The sequence below is a fragment of the Arthrobacter sedimenti genome, from assembly GCF_042652025.1.
Taxonomy (GTDB): Bacteria; Actinomycetota; Actinomycetes; order Actinomycetales; family Micrococcaceae; genus Arthrobacter; species Arthrobacter sedimenti.
This window is the reverse complement of the sequence record NZ_JBHSDQ010000014.1, coordinates 16,988-36,143: the sequence shown is the minus strand read 5'-3', so window position 1 is coordinate 36,143 and position 19,156 is coordinate 16,988. Positions and strand designations below refer to the sequence as shown.

Sequence of the window (19,156 nt, the reverse complement as noted above, 5' to 3'; positions counted from 1 at the left end):
ACCCCTCCAACCCCAACAGGATCGCCGTCATCGTCCCATGCCCATGCCCCGTCGCCGCAAGGGACCCATACAAATCCACCCGCAACGACCCCACGGAACCCAGCACCCCGGACCCCACCAACTCCTCGGCAAAAACAGCAGCAGCCCGCATCGGCCCCACAGTATGCGAGCTCGACGGGCCAATACCGATCGAAAAAAGGTCGAAAACGCCAACAGCCATGACGGGTTTTCCTAACTAGAACTGCGTTCTTGGAACTCTGGGTGGTTGGGTGGAGCGGGCAGGACATCCTCTGCGTGCTCGGTCGCGTAGACGCCCGCTAAGCGGACGTGACGCTCCCTTAGACGCACGCTGCCGGATGCCCCGCCCACTCCGAGGACACGGCACCAGAGCGCCGGGGCAGGAAGGCAACGAGCGGGCCGACAACGCTCATGAGTGCCGGGGAAAGAGAAACAGCACGTAGCCCTCACCCACCCGCGTCCTGTAAGACCTGACACTGTCCTCGCACAACCGCAACTTCCGCACGAGGGCCGGCGGAGCCGGACTTTTCGAAAGCGTGCTCCCCACCGTCTCCCTAGCCTCGCAAGCTCGGCCAGGGAACCCTGACGGCGTGGGCCCAACGCACGCGTGAAAATGTCCGGTCCGCCGGTCCCCGAGGTGACCACGGCCGATCCCCAAGGGACTACTTGAGTCGCTTGTAGAACGGGAGGTCGACCACTTCGAAGGGCTCTGCCTTGCCGCGGAGATCGATGTCCAGGGCCGTGCCGGGTGCCGAGTGTTCGACGTCGACGTAGGCCATGGCGATGGGGTAGCCGAGGGTGGGCGACGGCTGGCCGGAGGTCACTTCGCCGACCGTGGCACCGTCCTTGAGCACGGGGTAGTGCGCGCGGCCGGCGCGGCGGCCCTGGCCTTTGAGCCCCACGAGGCGGCGGCCGGAGGTGCTGCCGGCGCCGGCCGCCTTTTTGGCTGCCAGGGCGGCTTTGCCCACGAAGTCGCCTTCCTTGGAGAGTGCGACGACGGGGCCCAGGCCGGCGGCGAACGGGTCACCCTGCAGGGACAGTTCGTTGCCGTACAGTGGCATCCCTGCCTCGAGCCGGAGGGAGTCGCGGGAGGCGAGGCCGGCGGGGGTCAGTTCCGCTTCGTCGGCGATGGCGATCAGTGCCTGCCACAGCGCGGCGGCATCGTGGTTGTCCACAAAGATTTCGAACCCGTCCTCGCCGGTGTATCCGGTACGGGCGAGCAGGAGCTCCTTGCCCGCCCCGCTTACCAGGAAGGGAACCTCGACGGCGGCGTAATACTTCAGTTCCGTCACCAGGGGGTGCTGGGCGGCCGGAACCAGGCGGAGCAGGAGTTCCTGGGCCTTGGGCCCCTGGACCGCGACCAGGGAGGTGCGGGCCGAGGCATCATCCACCACCACATCGAACCCTGCGGCGCGCTCCTGCAGTGCTGCAGCCACCACGGCGGCATTGCCGGCATTGGGCACCACCAGGAAGACGTCGGTGCCGTCCTGCGCAGCGGGACGGCGGTAGGTGATGAGGTCGTCGATGATTCCGCCGTCCTCATTGCAGATCAGCGAGTACTTGGCCTTGCCCACCGCCATGGCGGAGATCCTCCCCACCAGGGCGTAGTCCAGGAACGCGCCGGCGTCCCGTCCGGTCACCCAGACCTCGCCCATGTGGGAGAGGTCGAACAGGCCTGCAGCCTTGCGGACCGCGTGGTGTTCGGCCAGCTCGGAGCTGTACTTGAGCGGCATCTGCCAGCCACCGAAGTCGGTGAACGACGCGCCCAGCTTCTTGTGCTCGTCGTACAACGCTGTGTATTTCTCAGTCATGGCGGCAGGCCTCAGTTCTCGAACTCGGAGAGCGGCGGGCAGGAGCAGATCAGGTTCCGGTCTCCGGCGGCGCCGTCGATCCGGCCCACCGGCGGGAAATACTTGTCCTGCTTGTGGTGGGCGGGGAACGCGGCCTGCTCGCGCGGGTAGGCACGGTCCCAGTCGGAGCTGACGACGGCGGCGGCAGTGTGGGGTGCGCGGCGCAGCGGTGAGTCGGCAACGGCAAAGTCCCCGTTGGCCACCTGGTCGATTTCCTCGCGGATGGTGATCATGGCCTCGATGAAGCGGTCGATCTCGGCCAGGTCCTCGGACTCGGTGGGCTCCACCATCAGGGTTCCTGCGACCGGGAATGCCAGGGTGGGGGCGTGGAAGCCGAAGTCGATAAGGCGCTTGGCCACGTCCTCGGCGGTCACACCGGTGCGGGCGGTGAGTTCACGCAGGTCCAGGATGCACTCGTGCGCCACCAGGCCGCCCTCGCCGGTGTAGAGAACCGGGTAAAACTCGTTCAGCCTCGCGGCCACGTAGTTGGCTGCGAGGAGCGCGGACTTGGTGGCCTCGGTCAGGCCCTCGCCGCCCATCAGCTTCACGTACGCCCAGGAGATCGGCAGCGCACCGGCGGAACCGAACCGGGACGCCGAGATCGCCACCCCGTGGCCTTCCTCATGGGCGGCCTTGTTGGCGTCGCCCGGCATGAATGGTGCCAGGTGTGCCTTGGCTGCGACCGGGCCCACGCCGGGTCCGCCGCCGCCGTGCGGGATGCAGAAGGTCTTGTGCAGGTTCAGGTGCGAGACGTCGCCGCCGAACTTGCCCGGCTGGGCCAGCCCGACGAGCGCGTTCAGGTTGGCGCCGTCGATGTATACCTGGCCGCCGGCGGCGTGGATGGCGTCGCACACGTCGCGGACGTCGCCGTCGTACACGCCGTGGGTGGAGGGGTAGGTGATCATGATGCAGGACAGGGCGTCCTTGTTCGCTTCGATCTTGGCCGTCAGGTCCTCGTGGTCGATGGTGCCGTCCGCTGCGGTGGCTACAACGACCACCTTCATCCCTGCCAGGACCGCGGAAGCAGCATTCGTGCCGTGGGCCGAGGCCGGGATCAGGCAGACGTTGCGCTGCTGATCGCCGCGGGAGTGGTGGTAGCCGCGGATCGCCAGCAGGCCTGCGAGCTCACCCTGGGATCCGGCGTTGGGCTGGATGGAAACCTGGTCGTACCCGGTAATGGCCGTCAGGTCCGCTTCCAGGTCGGCGATCAGTTCGCGCCAGCCAGCGGTCTGGGAGTCCGGGGCGAACGGGTGGATGGAGGCGAACTCCGGCCAGGAAATGGCCTCCATCTCGGCGGTGGCGTTCAGCTTCATGGTGCACGACCCCAGCGGGATCATGGTGCGGTCCAGGGCGAGGTCACGGTCGGAGAGCTTCCGGATGTAGCGCAGCAGCTGCGTCTCGGACCGGTGCGTGTTGAACACCGGGTGCTGCAGGTAGCCGGAGGAGCGCTCAACGGCGGCCTCCAGCCCGAAGCCCTCGCCCCCAGCAATGGAGGCGCCGAAGATGTCGGCAACCTGGGCGACGACGGCCGCCGTCGTGGTTTCATCGAGCGAGATGCCCGCCGTGTCGGCGTCGACTGAACGCAGGTTGATTCCGCGTGCTTCGGCATCTGCGACAAGTGCGGCAGCGCGTCCGGGGACGCGGACGGTTAGGGTGTCGAAGAAGCTCCCATGCAGGACCTCCACACCGGCTGCTGCCAGCGACGCCGCCAGCACCCGGGCATGGCCGTGAGTCGTTTCCGCAATGGCCTTCAGCCCGTCCGGGCCGTGGTACACGGCGTACATGGAGGCGACGATGGCCAGCAGCGCCTGCGCCGTGCAGATGTTGGACGTGGCCTTCTCGCGGCGGATGTGCTGCTCGCGGGTCTGCAGCGCCAGGCGGTAGGCAGGAACGCCTGCGTCGTCCTTGGACACGCCCACCAGCCGGCCGGGCAGCGAACGCTCCAGCCCCTTGCGGACAGCCATGTAGGCGGCGTGCGGGCCGCCGAAGAACAGCGGCACACCGAAGCGCTGGGCGGAGCCGACGGCGATGTCCGCCCCCTGCTCGCCCGGAGGGGTGATCAGGGTCAGTGCCAGCAGGTCTGCGGCCACGGTGACCAGGGCGCCGCGGTCCTTGGCGGCGCTGATGACTTTGGACTGGTCCCATACCCGACCGGAAGCGCCGGGCTGCTGCAGCACGATGCCATTGATATCGCCCTCCGGCAGGCCCTGGGAAAGGTCCGCCACTTCAACGTCGAAGCCCAGTGCCTCGGCGCGGCCCCTGACGATGGCGATGGTCTGCGGGAGGACGTCGATGTCCAGGACGGTCTTGCCATCCGCAGCGGGCTTGGCCTTGTTGGCACGGCGCATCAGCAGGACGGCCTCGGCGACGGCAGTTGCTTCATCCAGCAGCGAGGCGTTGGCGATAGGCAGGCCAACCAGGTCCTGCACCATGGTCTGGAAGTTCAGCAGGGCCTCAAGCCGGCCCTGGGAAATCTCAGGCTGGTAAGGCGTGTACGCGGTGTACCAGGCCGGGGACTCGAGGATGTTGCGGCGGATCACCGGCGGAGTGACCGTGTCGAAGTACCCCTGGCCGATCAACTGGACGGCGGTCTTGTTCTTGCCGGCGAGCTTGCGCAACTCCGTGAGGACCTCAACCTCGCTGAGGGCGTCCTGGAGGCGGAGGGCGGTTTCCTGGCGGATGACCTTGGGAACGGCCGTGTCCACCAGGGAGTCGACGGTGTCGTAGCCCACGGCTTTGAGCATGGTTTCGACGTCGGCCTGGCGGCGCGCGCCGATATGGCGGTCTACGAAGGTGGTGGAGGCTGGGGTAACCGACACGAAGGAACTCCATTTACTCAGGCGGCGCAGGGTGCGCCACAGCTATTCGGGTTCCTCCCCGCTCTGTATTGGACCTGAGAGTTTCCGCGTTGCCTGCCTGGCAGGACCCGCTTGCACCGTCGGTGAGCACAACAGTTCTTCCACTTCCCAAGGGAGGAAGGACAACTGCCTGCTGCTTTCCAGAGGCGCCTCGCCGCGGCGGTACAGGGGCCTGCGAGATTCCTGGGGAGGATTTGCTCCTACGGCGCCTGCCTGTACTTCCGGCAGAACTCTCCCGCCGCAGATCAAAGGCTATTAACTTGTTGGGTCATGACGGCCGGTGGCGGCCCTCACAACTCTCCATTGTCCTACGCCGCCGCCCCTCCCGGCAAATGGCAAATCCTACCTGCGGAGCCGCTCCAGGGCGGCGAGGAGTTCCTCCACGTCAGCGGCCGCTCCCCCCGCCGGAGCGGGCGCCACCGACAGCATGGCGTTGAAGTACAGGCCGTCACCCATATAGAGGACTGCCTTCGCCAGCCCCGGACCAACATCAGCCGCAATTTCGTCCAGCCATCGCTGCTGGATGGCCGCGAACCGGCGCCGCGTCTCTTCATGCGCCACCTCGGCAAGCCTTGTGGCGGCAACGATGGCCCTGTCCAGCGGAGTGTCTGCCCACACCGAGGAACGAATGAAGTAAGCGGCGGCGCCTTCGCCGGCTGAGGCCATGGCGTCGGCATCCTCCCGGGCCAGGCCGTCCAGCCGGTCCAGCAGAACGGCGATGAGCGCTTCCTTGTTGGGAAAGTGGTAGAGCAGGCCGCCCTTGGACACGCCGGCCTTCCGGGCGACGGCGTCAAGGGTGGCGGCGCGCTCCCCCACCTCGATCAACAGGGACTCGAAGGCATCAAGGACCGCTTCGCGGGCTACAGGCTTTCGGGGCATGCCTTCCATCATGCCCTTCCCACGGCGGTATGACGGAACCGGAAGGAGTTTTAAACTATACCGTCTGGACGGTATAGTTATTCCATGACGACTTCCACCAGCCCCGCGCCCTCACGCACGGACGGGAACGCCCCGCGGCAGCTGTGGCGCGACTGGGTGGCGCTGGGGCTGCTGATGTTTCCCGTACTCCTGGTGGCCGTGGACAACACGGCGCTGACATTCGCGCTGCCTGCCATCGCCCGCGCCCTGGAACCGTCCGGCGTGCAGCTGCTGTGGATCGTGGACGCCTATCCCCTGGTGCTGGCCGGCCTGCTGGTATCCATGGGAAGCTTCGGCGACCGGATTGGCCGGCGGCGGCTCCTGGTCATCGGCAGCATCGGTTTCGCCGCACTCTCGGCCGCCACCGCCTTCGCACCGACGCCGGAGTGGCTGATCGCCGGCCGCGCAGCCCTGGGCTTCTTCGGGGCCATGCTGATGCCGTCCACGCTGTCGCTGATCCGCAACATCTTTCCCGAGCCCAACCGCCGGCGGCTGGCAGTCGCCATCTGGGCTGCGGGATTCTCCGGCGGCGCCGCCCTCGGGCCGATTGCCGGCGGCTGGCTGGTGGAGCAATTCTGGTGGGGCGCGGTCTTCCTTGTAGCGGTACCCCTCATGGTTCCCCTGCTGGCGCTGGGGCCGGCCCTGATCCCGGAGTCCAGGGATCCCTCCCCGGGGAAGGTGGACATCCCGAGCATCCTGCTCTCCATGCTGGTCATGGTGCCCGTGGTGTACGGCATCAAGGCCGTCGCCACGGAGGGGCCGGGCGCAGCAGGGCTGGGGGCAATTGCCTTTGGCTTGGCCATGGGAGCCGTGTTCGTGCAGCGGCAGCTGCGCCTGGAGCACCCGCTGCTGGACATGTCCCTGTTCCGCAACAGTGTGTTCAGCATGGCCATAACCGCCAACATCCTGGCCCTGTTTTCCTTCAACGGGTTCATCCTGTTCCTCGCCCAGCACCTGCAGCTCCTCGAAGGAATGAGCCCCTCCGGGGCGGGAGTTGCCATGGTCCCCGCGCTGGCAGCCACAGTGGTGGCCGGCCTGGTGGTGGTGCCGCTGGTCCGCAAGGTCCGGCCCGGGTACGTGGTGGCTGCGGGGCTGGCGTTCAGCGCCGCCGGCTACAGCATGGTGACGTTCGGAAACCACGACGGCGGCCCGTCGCTGCTGCTGGCAGCCCTCCTGGTCCTGGCGCTGGGCGTGGGCACGGCGGAGACCATCTCCAACGACCTCATCCTGGGCGCCGCCCCGCCGGCGAAGTCGGGGGCGGCCGCGGCAATTTCCGAGACGGGCTATCAGGTGGGTTCCCTGCTGGGGACAGCCGTCCTGGGATCCATCCTGACCGCCTCCTACCAGCAGAACCTTCGGCTGCCCGCGGGGCTTGAGGGCATACTGCCCGGGCCCACCCTGCACAACGCCGGGGAGACACTGGCGGGCGCCGTGGAGGCGGCCAACCTCCTGCCCGCATCGCTCGGCGGGATGGTCCTGGACGCCGCCGCTTCAGCGTTCGACTCCGGGGTGCACGTGACCGCGGCAATTGGGCTGGTACTGATGGCGACGGCGGCAGGCCTCGCCGCCGTCGTGCTTCGCAAAGTGCCAAAAGCATAGCGGACGCCCACGGGAGTCCAGAAACGGACGGACGGGCAGGCCAAAGCGCCCGGCGCCGAGGAGGGATACCTCGGCGCCGGGCGCTCCGTGAAACAACCGCTACTTTGAGTCTGCAGCCGTGACCTTGGCAGTGGGCTTCATGTTTTCCGCCTGCACCATCCAGGCGAACTGTTCCAGCCGGGCGATGAATTCGTGCAGGAGGTCCGCGGAGGTGGGGTCCTCCTCATCCACTTCGTCATGGACCTTGCGCATGGTGCCTACGGCAGCCTCCATGGCAGCGACGATCCGCTCGATGGCATCTTCAGTGCTGATCAGCCCTTCAGGGAACTGGGCCAGGCTGGTGGTTTCGGCAACGGTGGAGCTGCGGCCGTCCGGAAGCGCATGCAGGGCGCGCATCCGCTCGGCGGTATCGTCGGCGAACTGGCGGGCAGCGTCCACGATTTCATCCAGCTGCAGGTGGAGGTCGCGGAAGTTGGTGCCCACGATGTTCCAGTGCGCCTGCTTGCCCTGGACGTGGAGCTCGATCAGGTCCGCAAGGACAGCCTGCAGGTTGTTGGTCAATGTCGGTGAAGCTTTCATGCATCCTCCTCAAGTGGTCCAATACTCCCGACGCTACCAGCCGCGGACACCGCGGCGGCAGGCCTTCAGGGAATTCATCAGTGAGCTTACTAATTTCGAAAACGAGTCACAAACGAATGTGATTCATAATGCGTCTTGCATCACACGGGCGGCGCCCCCATACTAAATGAACGCCATTCATATAGTGACTTCCGTCTCACAGCCTTCCCAGAAAGTGGTGCCATGACAGAGACAATCCGCACCAGTACGGCCAAACCCGGTCCGCACGCCCACGCCCCATCCGCGGACGGCGTCAGCGACAAGGGCCTCAAGGGCGGGCAGCTCGGGCTCCTCGCCGTCGTCGTCCTGGGCATTTCGACCATTGCCCCCGCCTACACCCTCACCAGCGCGCTGGGTCCCACCGTCAACGAAGCCGGCCTCCAGCTGCCAGTCATCTTCCTGATCGGGTTCATCCCCATGATCCTGGTGTCGCTCGCCTACCGGGAACTCAACGCCGACTCCCCGGACAGCGGCACTACCTTCACCTGGGTGACCAAGGCCTTCGGGCCCTGGGTCGGCTGGATGGGCGGCTGGGGCCTGCTGGCCGCCAACATCATCGTGCTGTCCAACCTCGCCGGCGTCGCCGTCGACTTCTTCTACCTCTTCCTGTCCCAGCTCACCGGCTCCCCCGAGCTCGCAGACCTGGCGGACAACAAAGCCTTGAACGTCATCACCTGCTTCGTCTTCGTGGCGCTGGCCGTCTGGGTCAGCTACCGCGGGCTGCACACCACCAAGCTGGTGCAGTACAGCCTGGTGGGCTTCCAACTGCTGGTCCTCGGCCTGTTCGTGGGCATGGCGTTCGCCAACTGGTCCACCTCGGAAACGGCCATCCCGTTCAGCTGGGACTGGTTCGACGTCACCAAGATCGAAACCTTCGGCCAGGTTGCCGCCGGCATCTCCCTGTCGATCTTCGTCTACTGGGGCTGGGACGTCTGCCTCACCGTCAATGAAGAGACGGCCAACGGCAAGAAGACCGCCGGCGTGGCAGGCACCCTGACGGCCGTCATCGTCCTTGCCATCTACCTCCTGGTCAGCATCGCCACCATGATGTTCGCCGGCGTCGGAGATACCGGCAACGGCCTGAACAACGCCGAAAACCACGAGAACATCTTCACCGCGCTGGCCTCCCCCATCATGGGCCCCTTCGCCATCCTGATGTCCCTGGCCGTGCTCTCCAGCTCCGCAGCATCCCTGCAGTCCACGTTCATGTCGCCGTCCCGGAGCCTGCTGGCGATGGCGCACTACGGTGCACTGCCGGAGCCGTTCAGCCGCATCAGCAGGAAGTTCGCGACGCCCGGCTTCGCCACCATCGCTGCCGGCATCATCTCCGCGGGGTTCTACGCCGTGATGCACGTGGTCAGCGAGAACGTCCTGAACGATACCATCCTGGCCCTGGGCCTGATGATCTGCTTCTACTACGGCCTGACCGCCCTGGCCTGCACCTGGTACTTCCGCCACAGCCTGTTTAACAGCGCACGCCACTTCCTGTTCCGGCTGGTGTGCCCGGTGGTGGGCGGCCTGGGCCTGTTCGTGGTGTTCTTCCAGACCGCCATGGACAGCCTGGCCCCGGATTTCGGCAGCGGTTCGGAGGTCTTCGGCGTGGGCCTGGTGTTCATCCTGGGCATCGGCATCCTGGCCCTGGGCGCCGTCGTCATGCTGGTCATGTCCCGCACCCACCCGGGCTTCTTCCGCGGTGAAACCCTGAAGCGGGATACCCCCGCCCTGGTGGTTCCGGAGTAAAAACCCCCGCAGGAAAGGTGCCGCGCCCCTGATGGGGCGCGGCACCTTTTTGGTTTACGACGACGGACCGGTCACCAGTAGTGCGCCACGTCGATCACCAGCCGGGAGCCGGAGCCGGGACCGTCCAGGGTGAAGACCCGGAACGGCAGGCGGGCCCGGACGCCCAGGCCCAGACTTGTATAGCCTTCGAAGCTTCCTGCGGAGACTACTTGGCGGAAGGTCTGGTAGCCGGACACGTTGCTGAGTTCATTCCTGTCCGCGGGGCTGTAGGTGGCGTTGCCGTTCTCGTCATAGGAGGGCGCCTTGATGCTGATGTGCAGGCGCGCACCGCCCCGGACCGGAATGAAGGCCCCGGAGCCCTCCTGCTCGATCCGCGGCACATACTGCACCGTATAGGCCACCGCAGGGCCGTTGAGATCCACCACCAACCGGTCGAAGCAGTAGTGCTGCCCCGTGCGGACATTGGTGACGGATGCGGTACCGGTGTCCTGCCCGGACTTCGCCAGCGAGCCCCAGGTGAGCCCGCAGTAGGGAGCCGCCGAGGCAGGTGCCTGGACCACGATTCCCAGCCCTACAGCCAGCAGGACCGCTGCGAGCCAGATGGAGAACTTTTTCATTGCTGTACCATCCAGGATTCAAAGCCATTGGATGATTCCAGCGTAGGAGTGTTCCTTGCCCGAGACGAGGGGTCATTTTGATAACGACGGCGGCCGGAGATAAATAGCGCAGGACCAAAAAGCGCCGGCCACCCGAGGGGGTGGCCGGCGCCGGGAAAACCAGGAAATAGTTTTAGCCTTCGCAGTCGCGGCAGTACTTCAGGCCGTTCTTTTCACGGGCAACCTGCGAGCGGTGGCGGACCAGGAAGCACGACGAGCAGGTGAACTCGTCGGACTGCTCGGGAACCACAATGACGGTCAGTTCCTCGTTGGACAGGTCGGCGCCGGGCAGGTCGATACCTTCAGCGGTGTCGTTTTCGTCGACATCGATAACCGCGGTCTGCGCGTTGCCGCTCCGTGATGCCTGGAGGGCCTCGAGAGAGTCAGCAGGCGACTCTTCTTCCTGCTTGCGTGGAGCATCGTAATCGGTAGCCATAGCGTGTTCACTTTCGTTGCTGCGCAGCGCCATTTCAGGCACCTCAGTGAAGCAGTTTAGGGCATTACCACGCTAGTGGCGCAATAGTGTGTTTAACCAGACATCGTGCTGGTTTCGGGTGCTGCCAGCGCATGCTCGGAGCGGGCCTGCTCCGCGCCTGCGGACACCCCGCTCAAGGCCGGCAGCCAGCCCCAGCGGGTGGCGTCAGCCATGGCGCCGCCGGCCAGGGACTCGGAGTCATACGTGAACGTGTCCAGCAGCCAGTCGCGGAGCCGGATGAGCAGGGTAGCCGTCATGCCTGCCAACGTACGCAGCGATTGTTGTGGCCACGTTTCGCGGGGGTCTCCCCCGGATTAACTTCGCTGCCGGCAGTTTCAGGCCGGCGGGGCGGTGCTGCTGCGCAGGACGAGTTCGGGCTCCACCACCAGCGTCTGCGATCCCTCGGCGCCGTCCAGTGCCCTGAGCATCAGGTCCATGCACCGCCGGCCCAGTTCTTCGAAGTCCTGCCGGACCACCGTCAAGGGCGGGCTGAAGTAGCCGGCTTCGGGCTGGTCGTCGAAGCCCACCACGGAGACGTCCTCCGGCACCTTGATTCCTGCCTCATTCAACGCCCGCAGGACCCCCAGGGCCATCTGGTCGTTGCCTACAAACAGCGCAGTGGCACGGGGGCTGGCTGCCACCTTGCGGCCTATCTCATAACCGCTGCCGGCGCTCCAGTCACCCTCGAACATGAGATCGGCGTCGAGGCCGGCCGCGTCCAGGGCGCCCCGCCAGCCATCGGCGCGGGCCACCGCGTCGATCCAGTCCTGGGGCCCCGCCACGTGCCCGATACGGACGTGCCCCTGCCCGATGAGGTGCTTCACCGCCAGTTCCGCCCCGCGGCGCTGGTCCACTTTGACGCCGCCAACGGCGTCAGTGCCTGTGGTCCCCACGGCCACCACAGGCACTCCGATGGGCAGTTCCGCGAGGGCGGCAGGCATCTCCAGGTGCGGAACGATCACCACGATGCCTTCCACCGACTGGTCCAGGAAGTGCCGGACGGCGGCCAGGATCGCATCGCGGTTGACCTCCCGCAGGGCAGCGACGCGAACGAAGTACCCAGCATCCCGCGCGGCGCGTTCCACCCCCAGCAGGGTGTTGGCAGGCCCGTACTGCGACAGTTCACTGGCCAGGACCCCGATGGTCTGCGAGCGCCGGGTAACCAGGCTCCGGGCAGCGGAGTTGCGGCGGTACCCCAGCTGGGCAATCGCCGCCTCCACTTTCTCCCGCGTCCCCTTACTCACGTTCGGGTGGCAGTTGACCACCCGTGACACGGTCTGGTGCGAGACCCCGGCCAGCTCCGCCACGTCCTCAAGCCTCGGCCGCCGCACCATTTTTGGTCAGATCCCCCCGGCCAGCCTGTAGTAGGCGGCGTTCCAGTTCAGGTCCTTCTTGAACTGGCGGATCGTGGTGCCTTCATCAATGGTGAGCAGTTCCGTTTTGGCGATTTCAGCGAAGTCCTCGAAGACGTCCATGCCCACCTGGGTGGAGAGCACAGTGTGGTGGGCGGCGCCGGCGGTCAGCCAGGCGGCGGCCGAGGTGGCGAAGTCCGGCTTCGGCTCCCACAGCGCGCGGGCCACCGGGAGGTTGGGCAGCGGCTGGTCCAGGGGAACGACGTCGACGGCGTTGGCCACCAGGCGGAAGCGGTCCCGCATGTCGGACAGGGCGACGACGACGCCCGGGGAAGCATCGGCGTCGAACACCAGGCGGACCGGGTCTTCCTTGCCGCCTATGCCCAGCGGGTGGATCTCCAGCCGCGGCTTCTGCGCGGTCAGGGAGGGGCAGACCTCCAGCATGTGGGCGCCGAGGATCTTCTCGGACCCCGGCTCCAGGTGGTAGGTGTAGTCCTCCATCAGCGAGGCGCCGCCGGGCAGGCCGGCGCCCATCACCTTGGCGGCGCGGACCAGGATGGCGGTCTTCCAGTCGCCTTCGGCGCCGAACCCGCAGCCGGCAGCCATGAGCCGCTGCACCGCCAGGCCGGGCAGCTGGCGGAGCGCACCAAGATCCTCGAAGGACGTGGTGAACGCCGCGGAGCCATTGGCTTCCAGGAAGGACCGCAGCCCCAGTTCAATCCGGGCCCCGTACCGCAGCGATTCATGCCGTGCCGCGCCTGCGCGGAGCTCCGGCACCACGTCATACATGTCCTCGTACTCCGCCACCAGGGCGTCGACGTCGGACTCTGCAGCGCCGTGCACGGCGTCGGCCAGTTCGTTGACGGACCAGGTATTAACCGCGACGCCGAAGCGCAGCTCGGCTTCGGTCTTGTCGCCTTCGGTGACGGCCACGTTGCGCATGTTGTCGCCGAAGCGGGTCAGTTTCAGGGTCCGGACGGCGGCCCAGCCCGCCGCGGCGCGCTGCCAGGAGCCGACCTGACGCGCAACCTCGGGATTGGAGACGTGCCCGACGACGGTCTTCCGGGCAATGCCCAGCCGGGACTGGATGTACCCGAACTCGCGGTCGCCGTGCGCGGCCTGATTCAGGTTCATGAAGTCGAAGTCGATGTCGGCCCAGGGCAGGTCCCGGTTGGCCTGCGTGTGCAGGTGCAGCAGGGGCTTGCGCAGCAGGTCCAGGCCCTGGATCCACATCTTGGCGGGGCTGAAGGTGTGCATCCAGGCCGTCACGCCGATCACGGAATCATCCGAGTTCGCCTCCAGCGCGGTGCGGCGGATGGCGTCGGAATCGGTGAGGACCGGCTTCCACACTATGCGCACGGGCACCGCGGAGGATGCGTTCAGCTGGTTGGCGATCTCCTGTGACTGGGCGGCCACCTGCTTGAGGACCTCCTCGCCGTAGAGGTGCTGGCTGCCGGTGAGGAACCAGACCTCGTAGCCGTCGAGGGAAGTGTTTGCTGCGGTGCTCATGGGTTCTCCTGGGAAAGTTTGGGGCCCTATTGGCCGTAGACGTTCTGGTAGCGGGCGTAGAGGGAGTCGATGTGGTCCTGGTTGATGGGCAGCGGGTCACCGAGCTGCCGGGAGATATGGACGGTGCGGGCCACTTCCTCGCACATGACGGCGGCCTTCACGGCGGACCGGGCATCCTTGCCGATGGTGAAGGGGCCATGGTTTTGCATCAGGACCGCAGGCGAATTGGAGTTCTTCAGCGTCTCCACGATGCCGTGGCCGATCGAGTCGTCGCCGATCAGCGCAAACGGTCCCACCGGAATCTCGCCGCCGAACTCGTCACCCATCATGGTCAGCACGCACGGGATGGCTTCTCCCCTGGCGGCCCAGGCGGTGGCGTAGGTGGAGTGGGTGTGCACTACCCCGCCCACCTCGGGCATGTGGCGGTACACGTAGGCGTGCGCGGCCGTGTCGGAGGACGGCGACAGGGGCGGGTTGCCCCAATCGACGGTACCGCCGCCACCGACGTTGGTGCCCCGCACCGGGGTGCCGTGCAGGTCGGTGACAATCATCTGCTCCGGAGTCAGGTCCTGGTAGGAGACGCCGGAGGGCTTGATGACCATGAGGTCGGTCCCGGGTACGCGGGCTGAAACGTTGCCCGCGGTCCAGACCACCAGTTCGTACCGGGTCAGCTCGGCGTGCAGCGCGCACACTTCCTCACGGATCCGGGCAATGGTTTGCAGGATCGCCGGGGTTACACCGGTCCCGGCGGTCATGCGGACACCTCCACAGCGGGTGCCGGCGGGTTGCCGGTGCCCGGCAGGTCAGTCCGTGCCGCTTTGCGCTGGATGGCCTTGAGCCGGTGCATGACGTCGTTGCTGCCGCGGCCGAAGTAGTCGTGCAGCACCTTGTACTCCTGGAACAGTTCGTCGTAGGCGGCCACGTTTTCCGGTATCGGGGTGTACACCTCTCCGGGTTCGGCACCCATGGCGGCGGCAGCTTCGCGGATGTCCGCGTAGGCGCCCGCGGCCACGGCGGCGTGGATGGCCGAGCCCAGCGCCGGGCCCTGCTCCGAGCCGATGGTGGACAGCTGCAGGCCGGTGGCGTCCGCGTAGATCTGCATAAGGAGTTTGTTCTTGAGCAGGCCGCCGGCCACGATGAATTCCTTGACCGGGACGCCGGCGTCGCGGAAGGCGTCCACGATGGTGCGGGTCCCGAAAGCCGTGGCTTCAAGCAGCGCCCGGTATGTGTCCTCGGGCCTGGTGGCCAAGGTCTGGCCCACCACAATCCCGGAGAGCTCGTGGTCCACCAGGACTGAGCGGTTGCCCGAGTGCCAGTCGAGGGCGATCAGGCCGTGCTCCCCGATGGCCTGCCGCGACGCGAGTTCGGTGAGGTATTCGTGGATGCCCAGGCCCGCATCCCTGGCAGCCTGGTGGTATTCGGGCGGCACGCCGTACTTGGTGAACCAGCCAAAGATGTCCCCGACGCCGGACTGTCCGGCCTCGTAGCCCCAAAGGCCCGGCACGATGCCGCCGTCCACTGCCCCGCACATCCCGGGCACTTCGCGCAGTTCCGTGCCGTTCATGACGTGGCAGGTGGAGGTGCCCATGATAGCCACCAGCTGGCCGGAGTCCACTGCTTTGGCAGCCGGGGCCGTGACGTGCGCGTCAACGTTTCCCACGGCCACGGCGATGCCCTCCGGCAGTCCGGTCCAGGCAGCAGCCTCGGCGGTAAGGGTGCCTGCGGCATCCCCCAGCCGCCCGAAGGTGTGCTCCAGCTTGGAGCTGACGAAGTCTTTGAAGTCCGGGTTCAGGGCAGCAAGGAAGTCCTCGGACGGATACCGGCCGTCCTGGTAAATCCCCTTGTAACCCGCCGTGCAGGCGTTGCGGACGTACCGCCCGCACAGCTGCCAGACGATCCAGTCCGCCGCCTCAACCCAGTGGTCCATGGCGGCGTAGGCTTCCGGGTCCTCTTCCAGCAGTTGCAGGCCCTTGGCGAACTCCCACTCGGAGGAGATCAGCCCCCCATAGCGCGGAAGCCAGTCCTCACCCCGGTCGGCGGCGAGCTTGTTAATCCGGTCAGCCTGCCCCTGCGCCGCGTGGTGGCGCCAGAGCTTCACATAGGCATGCGGCCGGGTGGCGAAGCCCGGCAGTTCGTTCAGGGGGGTGCCGTCGGCCTTGACGGGCACCATGGTGCAGGCGGTGAAGTCCGTGGCAATGCCCACGACGGCGGCAGGGTCGATCCCTGCGTCAGCCACCGCGGCGGGGACAGCCCTGCGCAGGACTTCCCGGTAGTCGTTGGGCACCTGGAGTGCCCATTCGCCGGGAAGCCTCGAGGCGTGTCCATTGGATTCCGCGCCCGCTGTATCTTCGGGGAGGGAATCGGTGACCACCGCATGCGGGTACTCGTGGACAGCGCTGCCGAGTTCCCTGCCGTCGCGGACCCGCACCACCACGGCGCGGCCGGACAGGGTCCCGTAGTCCACCCCGATGACGTACTGATCAGCGCGGGGGTCGGAGCTGGATGTGGACAAAGTCTCTGGCATGGGTTTGCCTCCGTCCGGGAGGCGGGCGGCCTCTTTACCGGGTTTGTAGGGGTCGGGGTCAAGCTGTTTTGCTGCAGCAAGTGTGAACGCTAACAACGAAGAAGTCAATGGACTCGAAAAAGTTGCGAAAATTCCCCTTCGCGCTCTTGTTAGCGTTCACAAACCAGTCTATATTGAACCGACACATCAACAATGTGGCCAGGACCAGGGAGCTTCGGTGCTGCCTGTCCAACAACACTTCGCGGCGATGCTGCCGCGGAAGGAGAAAATGGTGAGAATCAAAAAACTCATGGGCGCGGTGGCCCTTGTCCTCGCCCTGACGGTGGGCGCCACCGGCTGTGGCTCCCGCGGCGGAGCCGCCACCGAATCCGGCAGTGCCGCCAAGCCCAGCGATTCACTGGTCGGGATCTCGATGCCCACCCAGACCTCCGAACGGTGGATTGCCGATGGCGCCAACGTGGAGAAGTCGCTGAAGGATCTTGGCTACAAGACGGACCTCCAGTTCGCCAATGACGACATCCCCACCCAGGTGTCGCAGATCGAAAACATGCTGACCAAGGGCGCCAAGGCCCTGATCATCGCCGCCATTGACGGCACCACCCTGACTGACGTCCTGGCCAAGGCCAAGGACCAGAACGTCAAGGTCATCGCGTACGACCGCCTGATCAACGGCACCCCGAACGTGGACTACTACACCACGTTCGACAACTACACCGTGGGCGTGCAGCAGGCCACCTCACTGCTGACCGGCCTGGGCCTCCTGGACGCCAGCGGCAAGAAGGTTGACGGCAAGGGCCCCTTCAACATTGAGCTTTTCGCCGGCAGCCCCGACGACAACAACGCCAACTTCTTCTGGAGCGGCGCCATGGACACCCTGAAGCCGTACATGGATGCCGGCACCCTGAAGGTCCCCAGCGGCCAGACCAAGTTTGAGCAGGCCGCGATCCTCCGCTGGCAGGCACCGGTGGCACAGAAGCGCATGGAGGACATCATCACCTCCGCCTACAGCTCGGGCACCAAGCTGAACGGCGTCCTCTCCCCGTACGACGGCCTGTCCATCGGCATCATTTCCGCCCTCACCAGCACCGGCGGCTACGCCAAGGGCAGCCTGCCGGTAGTCACCGGCCAGGATGCCGAAAAGGGCTCCGTCAAGTCCATCGTCGCCGGTGAGCAGTACTCCACCATCTTCAAGGACACCCGCCAACTCGGCGCGCAGGCCGTCAAGATGGTTGACGCCGTCCTCAAGGGCCAGGAGCCGGAAACCAATGACACCAAGACCTACAACAACAAGGTCAAGGTTGTCCCGGCGTTCCTGCTGAAGTCCGTGATCATCACCAAGGACAACTACAAGAAGGAACTGATCGACTCGGGTTACTACACCGACGCCGACGTCAAGTAGTCAGCGTCCGGGGTTGTGGCCCGGCTTCCGTCCCGGGCCACAGCCCCACCCGCGCCCTCCTGCAGCAGCAGGAAGGCAAGCTCCGAACAGTCAGTGGGAATTGACGATGAACACACCCATTCTTCAAATGCGAGGAATCACCAAGACGTTCCCCGGCGTCAAAGCGCTGCAGGACGTCACCCTGGATGTGAACCGTGGCGAGGTCCACGCCATCTGCGGGGAAAACGGAGCCGGCAAATCAACACTCATGAAAGTGTTGTCCGGCGTCTATGCACACAACACCTTCGACGGTGAGATCCTCTTCGAAAACGAACCCTGCAACTTCTCCAGCATCTCGGACAGCGAAAAACGCGGAATCGTCATCATCCACCAGGAACTGGCCCTCAGCCCGTACCTGTCGATTGCCGAGAACATCTACCTTGGCAACGAACAAGCCACCAACGGGTGGGTGGACTGGCGCAAGACCAACCTGGAAGCAGCCAGGCTGCTGGCCCGCGTCGGCCTCGACGAGAACCCTGTCACCCCTGTACAGCACATCAGCGTGGGCAAACAGCAACTGGTGGAAATCGCCAAGGCGCTGTCCAAGGAAGTGAAGCTGCTCATCCTGGACGAGCCCACGGCCGCCCTCAACGACGAGGATTCCGGCCACCTGCTGGACCTGATCCTCCACCTGAAGGGCCAGGGCGTCACCAGCATCATCATCAGCCACAAGCTCAATGAGATCCGCAAGGTCGCTGACGCCGTCACCATCATCCGCGACGGCAAAACTATTGAGACCCTGCGTCTTGACGAAGGCCAGATCACGCAGGAACGGATCATCCGGGGCATGGTGGGCCGGGACCTGGAGAGCCTGTACCCGGACCGCGAGCCGCACATTGGCGAGGAAGTCCTGCGCATCGAGGACTGGTCGGTGCGCCATCCCCAGGACCACACGCGCATGGTGGTCAACAACGCCAACCTGCACGTCCGGAAGGGCGAGGTGGTGGGACTGGCCGGGCTGATGGGCGCCGGACGCACCGAGCTTGCCATGAGCGTCTTCGGGCGCACGTACGGAACCGCCACGTCAGGCAAGGTCTACAAGTACGGCGAGGAAATCAACACTGCCACGGTGTCGGACGCCATCAGGAACGGCATTGCCTACGCCACCGAAGACCGCAAGCACTACGGCCTGAACCTCATCGAGGACATCAAGCGGAACGTCTCCCTGGCGGCGCTGCGCAAGCTCGCCAAACGCGGCTTCGTGGACAAAAACCAGGAAACCGTGGTGGCCAACGGCTACCGGAAGAGCATGAACATCAAGGCTCCGTCAGTGGCGGCCATTACCGGAAAACTCTCCGGTGGCAACCAGCAAAAGGTGGTGCTGAGCAAGTGGATGTTCTCCGATCCGGACGTGCTCATCCTCGATGAACCCACCCGGGGGATCGACGTCGGCGCCAAATACGAGATCTACACGATCATCGCGAAACTCGCGGCCGAAGGAAAAGCCGTCATCGTAATCTCCTCCGAACTGCCTGAACTGCTGGGCATCTGCGACCGCATCTACACGCTGGCCGCCGGCCACATCACAGGTGAAGTTCCCATTGCCGAGGCCACCCAGGAAACCCTGATGCACTACATGACCAAAGAGAAGGAATAGCGAC

General features: G+C 65.8%; 16 protein-coding genes and 1 riboswitch. Of the genes, 4 read left to right on the top strand and 12 right to left on the bottom strand.

All coding sequences use genetic code 11. The features are described 5' to 3' along the window. The 4 genes from ACFO0G_RS19695 to ACFO0G_RS19680 form a co-directional block, all read right to left on the bottom strand. The coding region (locus ACFO0G_RS19695; RefSeq protein WP_376979761.1) for a serine dehydratase beta chain at positions 1 to 220 on the bottom strand (220 nt) is incomplete at its 3' end. 460 nt (positions 221 to 680) lie between these two features. Continuing rightward, on the bottom strand, positions 681 to 1,829 hold the full coding sequence (gene gcvT / locus ACFO0G_RS19690) for a glycine cleavage system aminomethyltransferase GcvT (RefSeq protein ID WP_376979759.1): 1,149 nt from the start codon (positions 1,827 to 1,829) through the stop codon (positions 681 to 683). An 11-nt stretch (positions 1,830 to 1,840) separates the two neighbouring features. Next, on the bottom strand, positions 1,841 to 4,687 hold the full coding sequence (gcvP, locus tag ACFO0G_RS19685) for an aminomethyl-transferring glycine dehydrogenase (protein WP_376979757.1): 2,847 nt from the start codon (positions 4,685 to 4,687) through the stop codon (positions 1,841 to 1,843). A gap of 189 nt (positions 4,688 to 4,876) precedes the next feature. Beyond that, positions 4,877 to 4,974: riboswitch (glycine riboswitch) on the bottom strand. A 94-nt stretch (positions 4,975 to 5,068) separates the two neighbouring features. Then, positions 5,069 to 5,605, bottom strand: coding sequence for a TetR/AcrR family transcriptional regulator (locus ACFO0G_RS19680; RefSeq protein ID WP_286401949.1), 537 nt, complete (start codon positions 5,603 to 5,605; stop codon positions 5,069 to 5,071). An 84-nt stretch (positions 5,606 to 5,689) separates the two neighbouring features. Between ACFO0G_RS19680 and ACFO0G_RS19675 the strand changes: the two genes are divergently transcribed. Next, positions 5,690 to 7,243, top strand: coding sequence for an MFS transporter (locus ACFO0G_RS19675; RefSeq protein ID WP_376979755.1), 1,554 nt, complete (start codon positions 5,690 to 5,692; stop codon positions 7,241 to 7,243). Between the two features lie 99 nt (positions 7,244 to 7,342). Here ACFO0G_RS19675 and ACFO0G_RS19670 read toward each other — a convergent pair whose 3' ends face one another. Beyond that, positions 7,343 to 7,822 carry a Dps family protein gene (locus tag ACFO0G_RS19670; protein ID WP_142131093.1) on the bottom strand — a complete coding sequence of 160 codons (480 nt, stop codon included), beginning with the start codon at positions 7,820 to 7,822 and terminating at the stop codon, positions 7,343 to 7,345. A 222-nt stretch (positions 7,823 to 8,044) separates the two neighbouring features. On the opposite strand from ACFO0G_RS19670, the gene ACFO0G_RS19665 reads away from it, so the two are divergent. Next, positions 8,045 to 9,601 carry an APC family permease gene (locus tag ACFO0G_RS19665; RefSeq protein WP_376979753.1) on the top strand — a complete coding sequence of 519 codons (1,557 nt, stop codon included), beginning with the start codon at positions 8,045 to 8,047 and terminating at the stop codon, positions 9,599 to 9,601. 71 nt (positions 9,602 to 9,672) lie between these two features. On the opposite strand, the gene ACFO0G_RS19660 is transcribed toward ACFO0G_RS19665, so the two are convergent. The 7 genes from ACFO0G_RS19660 to araB all read right to left on the bottom strand — a co-directional run bounded on the left by ACFO0G_RS19660 (position 9,673) and on the right by araB (position 16,117). After that, entirely contained in the window at positions 9,673 to 10,218 is a 546-nt protein-coding gene (locus tag ACFO0G_RS19660) for an AMIN-like domain-containing (lipo)protein (protein ID WP_376979751.1), read from the bottom strand. 172 nt (positions 10,219 to 10,390) lie between these two features. Further along, positions 10,391 to 10,693, bottom strand: coding sequence for a DUF4193 domain-containing protein (locus ACFO0G_RS19655; RefSeq protein ID WP_142131097.1), 303 nt, complete (start codon positions 10,691 to 10,693; stop codon positions 10,391 to 10,393). Positions 10,694 to 10,785: 92 nt separating this feature from the next. Next, entirely contained in the window at positions 10,786 to 10,989 is a 204-nt protein-coding gene (locus tag ACFO0G_RS19650; protein WP_286401935.1) for a hypothetical protein, read from the bottom strand. Between the two features lie 78 nt (positions 10,990 to 11,067). Next, positions 11,068 to 12,066 (bottom strand): LacI family DNA-binding transcriptional regulator, encoded by a 999-nt coding sequence (locus tag ACFO0G_RS19645; protein ID WP_376979749.1) that lies wholly within the window; start codon positions 12,064 to 12,066, stop codon positions 11,068 to 11,070. Between the two features lie 6 nt (positions 12,067 to 12,072). Beyond that, positions 12,073 to 13,593, bottom strand: coding sequence for an L-arabinose isomerase (araA, locus tag ACFO0G_RS19640; protein ID WP_376979747.1), 1,521 nt, complete (start codon positions 13,591 to 13,593; stop codon positions 12,073 to 12,075). Between the two features lie 26 nt (positions 13,594 to 13,619). Then, the gene (locus ACFO0G_RS19635) at positions 13,620 to 14,348 is read right to left on the bottom strand and encodes an L-ribulose-5-phosphate 4-epimerase (protein ID WP_376979745.1); all 729 of its coding nucleotides are present in this window, start codon (positions 14,346 to 14,348) and stop codon (positions 13,620 to 13,622) included. Next, positions 14,345 to 16,117 (bottom strand): ribulokinase, encoded by a 1,773-nt coding sequence (gene araB / locus ACFO0G_RS19630; protein ID WP_376979743.1) that lies wholly within the window; start codon positions 16,115 to 16,117, stop codon positions 14,345 to 14,347. The genes ACFO0G_RS19635 and araB overlap by 4 nt, the downstream gene beginning before the upstream one ends. 268 nt (positions 16,118 to 16,385) lie before the next feature. Between araB and chvE the strand changes: the two genes are divergently transcribed. Then, complete coding sequence (gene chvE / locus ACFO0G_RS19625) at positions 16,386 to 17,516, top strand: multiple monosaccharide ABC transporter substrate-binding protein (RefSeq protein ID WP_350310804.1); 1,131 nt, start codon at positions 16,386 to 16,388, stop codon at positions 17,514 to 17,516. A gap of 106 nt (positions 17,517 to 17,622) precedes the next feature. Beyond that, on the top strand, positions 17,623 to 19,152 hold the full coding sequence (mmsA, locus tag ACFO0G_RS19620) for a multiple monosaccharide ABC transporter ATP-binding protein (RefSeq protein WP_376979741.1): 1,530 nt from the start codon (positions 17,623 to 17,625) through the stop codon (positions 19,150 to 19,152). Positions 19,153 to 19,156: the final 4 nt, after the last annotated feature.